We start from the raw sequence: 8,382 nt of genomic DNA on the forward strand, positions 1-8,382 counted from the left end.
TGGTAGAGAATCAAGGTCTTCACCGCTGCGAATATCTTGCCGTACCTGCTCTTGGCGCTGTGCATAACTCTCGCTCGCACCCAGACGCGATCGCATTTGGTATTCACCAAAATTCATACCACGAGCAGCCCAAGTCTCAGACATCCGGTTGAAGTTCTCTACATCTAGCTTCTTCTTGAACTCCAGTTGTTTCAGGTATCCCTCGCCTAGTCCAATACTGCGGGCATACTCAACATATTCTGGCTTGAGCGTGCCATCTGGGTTAAATTTCTTTCTCTCCTCTTGGGAAAATAAATCTTCAGCAGTATATTCTATCCAGGGTTCTGGATCGGTTTCGTCTAGTCTCTTCCATTCCTCATACTGGGATTTGAGTCCAGCCGCATAGTCATCAATAGCCGCATCGCTTAATCCTTCAGCTAGTAGCTGGATTTTTGCTTCTTCTTTAAGAGTTCCATCAGCGTTGAATTCTTTTTTATTCATATTTATCCAACGTTTAACTCTTGTCATTCTTAATTCCATAAAAACTCAATCTAACTCAGTTTTATGGTGCTTATTTTTAACCACTTCGATCCTCGGCTTAACCAATGGATACATACCGATGGCAATCGACAGAATCCTAACTCAATTTTAAAGGAGGAATTGGATAACACACTGCTAGAGTTTTTCTTGCCCGATCGACAGTTTTCCTTTGGACAGATGGATGAATATAGTACGCCAGAGGACTTGAAAAATCATCCAAGTGGTCAGGTGTTACTGTTCTCCTCCCAATCAAGGCTACTGTATGGTTCGCCAGAGTGCCTAGAAACGGTAGAAAAACTTTGTCCCGATCGCAAAGACAGAGGTGCTTACGGTTCGATCTTTTTAGGTAGTTGCAAAAACGCGATCGATGAAAAACTCAATATCCTAGTTGTAGATGATGCCACGGGTGCGAACGGAGGAATATTACCTGATGCTGTAGCCTACCGCTTGGTCGGTGATTGTTACGGTCAGATTTCGCCTCAACTATATGACAAACTAACTCGAAGGCAGCTAGAGGAGAAATACAGCGTTATACAACACCGTTTTGGCTGGCGAGAGGGTGATGGAGAAGATACCAAGTATAGGTTTGGTAAAGGAACGCTGCGACCGTATAGCTTGGATCGGATTAAATATGAAAGCTCCAGCAATAAACCAAAAATTGATCTAATCCTTCCCCTTTCTAGTTTCAAGGGAACTGATAAAGATCATCCCAACGCTCCGATCAAACCACAAATTCAGCCAGGACTATACAGCCAGAGAATTTGGTTGGGTGAAAAATCTCAGTCCCAACAAGGTAAGACTGCTATTTCTCAACTTCTTGCGTCTTTTCCCCAAGGAATGAAGGATATAGCCGAAGAGTTGGAAGCGCAGGCGATAAGACTTGCCCAAATTCAGGACGATCCCAGAAAAGTTGCCCAACTCTACTGCGAGCAATACGAGAAACGCAGGGCAATTGCAGATGAGAGGCGATCGCTGACAAATCTAGCCGAGACAACATCAGAGTTAGAAGAAAATGGTAATTTAGACGACTATGACTCCCAGACCGAAAAAAATGACTTGTTTACGTACAGGCTGATTAAAGCCGATCTGCAAGGTCACTGCCAACTCCTAGAAACAGAAAAAGTCAAACACCAGTTGAGTCGATTTGTCCAACAACAGTGGCGCGACATTGCCCTCGGTCGCACGCTCAGCTTCGACCGAGGAACGATTATTTCCTCCAAGAAACTCAAAAATGGCGAAATCTGCGTCCCTTGGTTTGATGAAGGTGAAAAAGTTCTCAACTTTCGTTCGCCATTCCTCAACTCCAATGGCTTGTGCGTATCCCTCAACAAACACGTCGAAGACTACATCGGACCAGACGGCAGACCGCTAGAAGGCATCATCGTAGTCAACGATGAAGACCATCAGCGGATTCAAGCGCGAATTGCCGCACTTAAAGCACGAGGAATTGAAACTCAGGAAGTAGACCCAATCGAAACCGAATCAGAACGCCAAGGGCGCGACTTCGATGGCGATTGCATTGGCGTAGAGTTAGCAAGTCTATACCCTAACCTGACGGCAGAAGCCGAAGCAAGAAACCTTCCCCAAAACGCCTACGCACCTACTCTCAAGCTGAAGAAACAATCATTCTATAGAGCAGATGGCACTCAACCACTCTTTGAAGAAATTGCCATTTTTATGTCCGATAGCATTAGCGTTGGTGTCATCAACAATCAAGTCACCGCACTGGAAGCCCTGGAGTCGGAAATTGAGATTTTAAAAACTTACGGTGACTCCCAACAACAATCGGAGTATTTAGATACTGTAGCAAACCATTATCAGAAATTATTCGAGCGAGAAAGTGATGCAAAAAATCTCAAATTGATTCGGGAAGAATATAGAGCGAGGATGAAGGAAATCGTTGACTTAGCATCAGCCCAAAATAGAACGCCTGCGGTAGTAGAGCAAGCAATGTCAATCAATCGCAGCATCTACCGCAGCATGATTGAATCAGGATGCTTTCAAAACCAAATAGCTGTCGATACGTTCAAGAGCGCCCGCGCCCCTGACATGGAATTAATTCAAGAGAATAAAAGATATTTGTACCGAGATGTCAGCTATATCAAGGATAAAAAATTACCATTTGCTTACTTAAATGAAGCGATCGCGCCTGGAGGTGATTCGCCAGTCGAGTTGCTCATTGCTCAAACCAACAAGTATTTCCAACAGTCTCAACTCGAATCTCGTCCCATCGTCCAATTTCAGGATCTATTTAAAGATGTAGAATTTACACCTCAACAAAAGTTTGCTGCTCTCCTTGCCAAACACGAGTTCGATCGGAAATTTAACGAAGCTAACCGACTGGAGCAGCGCCGTCAGAGCGAGCAAGGACCCTATGCGATCGTGCAAACCAAGGGTGAAGCGCAAATTGAAATTACTAATTTGACTCGCTACGGACACCCGCTCATTTGGAATGCTCAAACTTTAAATCTGAAACTTGAAGAAATTCCAGAACAACAGCGCACCCCAGTGCGCTCGCACAAGCTAATGGCATTAGCACAAATTGGCGGTGAAATGGAAAACGGACAACCGAAGTATCGCCCTGTGGGTACGATCGCTCAGCAGTCTGCTGTTGACTACAAACTGAAAGCGGGTATGACATCAATTGGAGCAACCCTAGTTGAAATCAAACCTCAACTCAAGCCCAGTCAAATCAAACTGCTATTCGGGCAGGCAAACGCGATCGCCGAAAACTTCCGCGCTGCTATTCCCGAATCAGAACGCTTATCAGCTGCCGCTGCCGCTTGGAGTGCATCTGCTACTCGCGAAGAAGAACTAGAGAAAAAATCTAAAATTTCCCAATCCAATCGAGAGATGGCTTCAGATAATCCAGATAATTATGAAGCACGACAGCAAGAAGATACCCGAAAGAAAGTGTCAAATTTTGTCTTTGCTGCCTTTGGATCGGAAATTTTATCAAGGTTGAACCAATTGCAGTTTGCCAATCTAAAAATCACGGGGATCGCAAAAGAAGGCGAGATCTTTCAACAGAAGCTATGGAACTTAGAGAAAAAATATGAAATCGAGATCGGACAGAGCGATCGTCCAATAGAAAACGAACAGCATGGCACTGTAGCTGTTTTTGTGAAAGACAACGATGGCGAGTACAGAGAATACGGCGTTTTGGAACAAAGAACTGGCAGATTGCCGATCGGTACTAAAGCACGAGCATCCATACTACCTGGAGAAACCTGCACGGCTAAAGCAACTCTGATCCAGGTGGGCAAACCCGCTATAGATTTCACCATTCGAGAAATTAGTAAGTTCTCCCATGCCGATAAAGTATTTAATAACGAATCAGTTATTCTGTCAATTGGTCAAGTACCGATTCCTAACGAAACGGTAAAAATCAAACTAGGCAAATGCACTTTGGGAGAATTAGATGCTGATTCTATTCATACTTTGAAACCAGCTAACTATCTCAATAATGGTAGTTTCTTAAAGCTTAAACTTAGAACTATCGAAGATAGCAGGCATGAAGGAGCATTCGCGATCGGGAAATCACCTAATGGGAATTTGTTGAGAATTAATAAAATTAATTATTACGACTTTAAAGGAGAAGAATTTCAAGATGGAGATTATAGAATCGGACAAATTGAGGTTCCACAAGCCAAAGTGAGAGACGTTATATTTTTGGATGGCAAACCGCTAGGAGTCCTGTTTTACAAGCAAGACAAAGAAGCCTTAAAACAGTTAGGTATTCTCCAAGTAGGACGGCAGGTAGCGGTGCAATGCAATCTACAGAGCAATTTCAGCCATGCTTTTGTCCAAGTCGATCCCGCGACAGTCCAATACCCCGAAATCTGGACGAAGCAGAAGGGAGCGATCGCCTTTGCAGCAGCCCCAGATGCAATGATAGAAAAGAGCGAGCTTTTTCTGTCGAAAATCAAAGAACGTCCTACTATCCTATTTGCTAACCCAGAAGACAAAGTGCTAGGACTGGTGGGACTGGCAGTTGACGATCGCAAAGTGGAAATTGTAGATGACTGGCTGCGATCGCGCTCGATTGAATTTAGCCCAGTCTTCTCTCAAGAAGCTCCCATAGAAACCAAGAAAGGACTTGCCGTCCGCTACCTAGCCGCTAGTAGCATCAAGCCTCAAGACATGGAAGCACTCAAGGCTAAGGTAGGTACACCTCTAGATGCTGCAAACTACAGCACTCGCTTGGGTTCTCTACCCAATAGACCGCAACCGATTGCCCAAAAGCCGATAAAACTTGTCAAACCCCAGACTCTCGACAGTAATGCAGCACCAGCTCAGGCAGCAGGTGTAACCCCAGCACCCAGAGATCGAAGCCATCAGGAGCAATCCAACCAAGAGGCGACAACTATTCCCAATAGCTCTGCAAAACCTGCTTTGAACGGTAAATACTCTACCCTTCACCAAATGTCAAATGAGGAGCGACAAGTATCGCAATTTATCGAACAACAACGCTGGCAATGCAAGCAACTGTACGAACAATTATCGCGGCAAGTGCGTCAGTATCCTGGTTTTAATGATGCTTCAAATTGGGAAGTGGATGTAGGAGTTGCACTATTAGTACTGAAAGAATCTTCTGATGCTAACGAAGTCGGACGAGTTTTGTCCCAATGCGATCGACTGCAAGAGTGGAAAGCTACATTGCCAGAGGAAGAATACAAAGCTAAGGGGAAAGTTTACATCGAGCAAGTTTATACTCAAGCTCAGGATTTATTGGAAACCCAACAACAGATCGATCGAGAGCAAGAACTTTAGGTTTTTAGGACGAGCGCAGATGCGATCGCACTACCTCCCATCCTTTCCCTATTTATGGATTTGGAATGGAGAACCTTTCGGTGGAAGTGATGCAAGTGCCACCTTGCTTCCTACCCTAAGCTTTAATTCCTCCGCTCTGCCACCTGGAAGCTCCAGCACCGCATCTATAGATACTGCTGGACTGTACAGCGGACAATGGAAATTTAGACAAGGTGGCGCATTGTGGACAATGCTTTCAACTTTGCCTTGCTTGATAAATATGATGTCAAGCGGAAAGTTGACGTGCTTCATCCAGATTTTCGGTATATATGGATGAGGCAGGGGAAATAGCATACCAGCATTCCTTGGTAGCGATCGCCTATACATTAACCCTGTTGCTCGGTCACGATCGCTTTGTGCTATCTCTAGTTGAAGTGTTGAACCACTCGATGGAAAGGTAACAACGGCTTTTGCCTGCTGCTCTAGCGGGGGTGACATGCGGTAAGCAGCAAGTTCCATCTTTACCCAAAACCAGGCTCCAGCAAAAGCAATGGGAATAACAAAGTCACGGGGACAAAACCAACACACTCGTCTAGATGTAGAGGTCTTCGTCCGTTTTGAGGACGTTGCTGTTGGTGGTAGCCACCACTTCATAAGCATAGTCAAGGAGGCGATCGGGCGTAGAATCGGCTTCATGGGCGTGAAATTGAATGTAGGGGCTTTGGGAGAGCAGGTATTGAGCATCTTGCTCGTTGGCAGAGTAAGCAGATTGCAACACCTGAGAATCGAGAGCTTGTGCCAGCCAGCGATCGCTTGCTATTTGAGATGCAAGCTCGTCATATGTTAGCTGCGGTCTTCCCAGTACGCGCTTGGCGTGTTCTAGGTAGCGCTGTCTTAGTTCTGCTTTTTTACTAATACAATTGGTTGCGTATTCTTGGAGGCGATCGCGCTGCTCTTGTGGACGATCGAGGTTGTTGTAGCGTCTGGGATTAGTATTGCTAGCAACCTCGTCGCCGTCGTAGATGCCGTCGCCATCGCTGTCAGGTGCATAGGGGTGAAGACCGTATTTCAGTTCTTCGCGCACTGTCAGCCCGTCGCCATCAAGGTCGAGGTCTAGTTCTCGTTCCTTTTGGCGGCGCACTTTTTGGGCATGAGATGGAGGTAGGAAGCGGTCATTATGAGGAGCCATGATTTTCGAGCCATTGAGTAGAATAGGGATTGGTCAACAAGAGGCGATCGCTCGTACTGTTGCTCGGTAGTTAGCGTTTCCCTGAGCGACTAGGTGGTAGCGTTGTTTTTGTCCCGTATAGCCGCAGAATGTAGCAGAGCGATTGTTTGTCACGGCACAGGATTGCATCCGGTAGGAAATTTAGCCCTAATGTTGCACCCAAAGAGAAAATCACGACCGTATAGGTAATCGTCCAAGCCCAGGTATTGAGCAATCGTCCCCAACGCTGAACGTTTTTCCAGTATTTCTCCTTCTTTTCCTCCGCCAGGGCAAGTTGTTTTTTCTCCAGTTGCAGCCGTCGCGTATCTTCTTTCAACTCTAGAATGAGTCGCTGTCGGATGATTCCATCAATGATTCGGGCAAGCTCGTTGGAGGCGGGGACGATGGTAACTGTATCGTCTGCCAGTGCGCTTCTACCTCTGACATCAGGGATTGCGGCTCCCCCATCTGCATTTGCATTTGCCTCCATACGCTTTCAAACTGAGTTCTCAGCTCGCCGCTTTGAATCATCTGCTGGAGGCGGAGAATAGTAGCGTGAGGTATGACCTGCTTCATCATCTCAGCTTGCTGAAGTCCAATCTCAAATCCTTGGGCTATTGCCTCCTGGCGTAGCGTTTCTAGCATGGCGGTAAGTCTTGGTTCCACCAGTGGCTCTCGGTCGCCAGTTTGGCTGTCGTCAGGATCGACACTCACCCCTTCTTTCTGAAAGTACGTAGCAATGTCGTCATAAGAGGTAGCAGCCCCTTCCTCAAACAGCTTGCGGGCAGTGGCAAACCGTTCTCGTTCGCGATCGCTGTAAACTCGTTTTTTAAGGGATAGCCCGCAGGCACGTAGCGTCTGTGTTACGTCATCTGGAGCGAGATTAAACTCCGTTTGCAAATCTTCCTTGGAATACGACATAGATTTTTAGGCAATAATCATTAGTTGATGAACTGGCTCAGTGCCAGGAGGAGACAATATCAGTCTCAGTTTCGCAATCATCATCTTCTTCCACGTAGTTTTCTACTGCAGGGCGAGATGAATTTCTGACAGATTTGGCGAAGGCGTAAACTGGCGGCTCGGTATTTGAAAGCTCAAACGTGTCTCTCAAATATTGCACGTGCAGTTGCAACTGATAAATGCTGCTTCGTGCTAGACGTTGCAGTTCTTCTACTGAAATCTCGCCCTGGTGATGATAGGCGAAGGGTAGCCAAAAGGCTGCGAGTGCATTTAGTACCCGTTCTCTACGAGTTAACTCGGCACTGTCTTCGTTGATATAACTCAGCAACACTCCATACTTGGAGTCTCGTTTGGGTTGGCAGCGGAATGAGAAATTTACCTGCTCGGTGCTGCCTTCACCCTGTTTAGCTAACTCTGGCTTCGTCATTGTGCGCTCCCTCGGCAGTTTCAACGGTATCCCGCAGTCGCGGTAGCGGTCGGTTGTGGAGTTGGAAAAATAGTCCATATGCATCTAGTAAACGGGACTGGAGGTGTTGCGCTCTCACTAGGTCGCCAAATGTCTTGGCAACTCGCTCGTCTAGGGAGCTGCACCAGTTGGTTGCCCCAGCGCCCAGGCTCTTGAAAAACTGTGTCAGCTCTGGCTGCAAGTAACGGGCAGTGCCACCATTGACAATGATTTCATCCAGACAATCGGGCAACCTCTGTTTCAGCCAGTTGGTGAGGATGGCAATATACTCTTGCTTGGCATCCGCGATCGCCGCAGCAATTTCTTGCATCTCCTGCTCTCGCAATTCCACCATGTTAGTGCGTATCAGTCCTGCTACTGCCCTTTTACTGGGTTTAGAACCGGAGCAGATAACTTCCACTAATGGGACTTTGTAAAGAAAGAGCGTGAAATCAGGGTAGAATACAAACCAAGACTCAGATTTACGTCAGTCTCGACA

8 protein-coding genes are annotated in these 8,382 nt (G+C 46.4%); 1 reads left to right on the forward strand and 7 read right to left on the reverse strand.

The annotated features are described in order from the left end of the window. A partial coding sequence (locus tag DSM107010_RS35495; RefSeq protein WP_199755978.1) for a hypothetical protein occupies window positions 1-480 on the reverse strand: 480 nt, incomplete at its 3' end. A 63-nt stretch (window positions 481-543) separates the two neighbouring features. Here DSM107010_RS35495 and DSM107010_RS35500 point away from each other — a divergent pair. After that, window positions 544-5,292: a hypothetical protein gene (locus DSM107010_RS35500; RefSeq protein WP_127025233.1), complete on the forward strand. Its 4,749-nt coding sequence runs from the start codon at window positions 544-546 to the stop codon at window positions 5,290-5,292. A 48-nt stretch (window positions 5,293-5,340) separates the two neighbouring features. On the opposite strand, the gene DSM107010_RS35505 is transcribed toward DSM107010_RS35500, so the two are convergent. From DSM107010_RS35505 to DSM107010_RS35525, 6 genes are all read right to left on the reverse strand, one after another. Next, window positions 5,341-5,931, reverse strand: coding sequence for a DUF192 domain-containing protein (locus DSM107010_RS35505; RefSeq protein WP_199755979.1), 591 nt, complete (start codon window positions 5,929-5,931; stop codon window positions 5,341-5,343). Beyond that, window positions 5,864-6,460, reverse strand: coding sequence for a thrombospondin type 3 repeat-containing protein (locus DSM107010_RS39100; protein WP_158631957.1), 597 nt, complete (start codon window positions 6,458-6,460; stop codon window positions 5,864-5,866). The genes DSM107010_RS35505 and DSM107010_RS39100 overlap by 68 nt, the downstream gene beginning before the upstream one ends. A 70-nt stretch (window positions 6,461-6,530) precedes the next feature. After that, window positions 6,531-6,815, reverse strand: coding sequence for a hypothetical protein (locus DSM107010_RS35510; protein WP_106169858.1), 285 nt, complete (start codon window positions 6,813-6,815; stop codon window positions 6,531-6,533). Between the two features lie 2 nt (window positions 6,816-6,817). Then, window positions 6,818-7,399, reverse strand: coding sequence for a BRO1 domain-containing protein (locus DSM107010_RS35515; RefSeq protein WP_106169860.1), 582 nt, complete (start codon window positions 7,397-7,399; stop codon window positions 6,818-6,820). A 37-nt stretch (window positions 7,400-7,436) separates the two neighbouring features. Next, complete coding sequence (locus tag DSM107010_RS35520; RefSeq protein WP_106169862.1) at window positions 7,437-7,865, reverse strand: hypothetical protein; 429 nt, start codon at window positions 7,863-7,865, stop codon at window positions 7,437-7,439. After that, entirely contained in the window at window positions 7,843-8,304 is a 462-nt protein-coding gene (locus DSM107010_RS35525) for an acetate and sugar kinases/Hsc70/actin family protein (RefSeq protein ID WP_181246501.1), read from the reverse strand. The genes DSM107010_RS35520 and DSM107010_RS35525 overlap by 23 nt, the downstream gene beginning before the upstream one ends. Window positions 8,305-8,382 lie beyond the last annotated feature (78 nt).

This window comes from Chroococcidiopsis cubana SAG 39.79, assembly GCF_003991895.1.
GTDB lineage: Bacteria > Cyanobacteriota > Cyanobacteriia > Cyanobacteriales > Chroococcidiopsidaceae > Chroococcidiopsis > Chroococcidiopsis thermalis.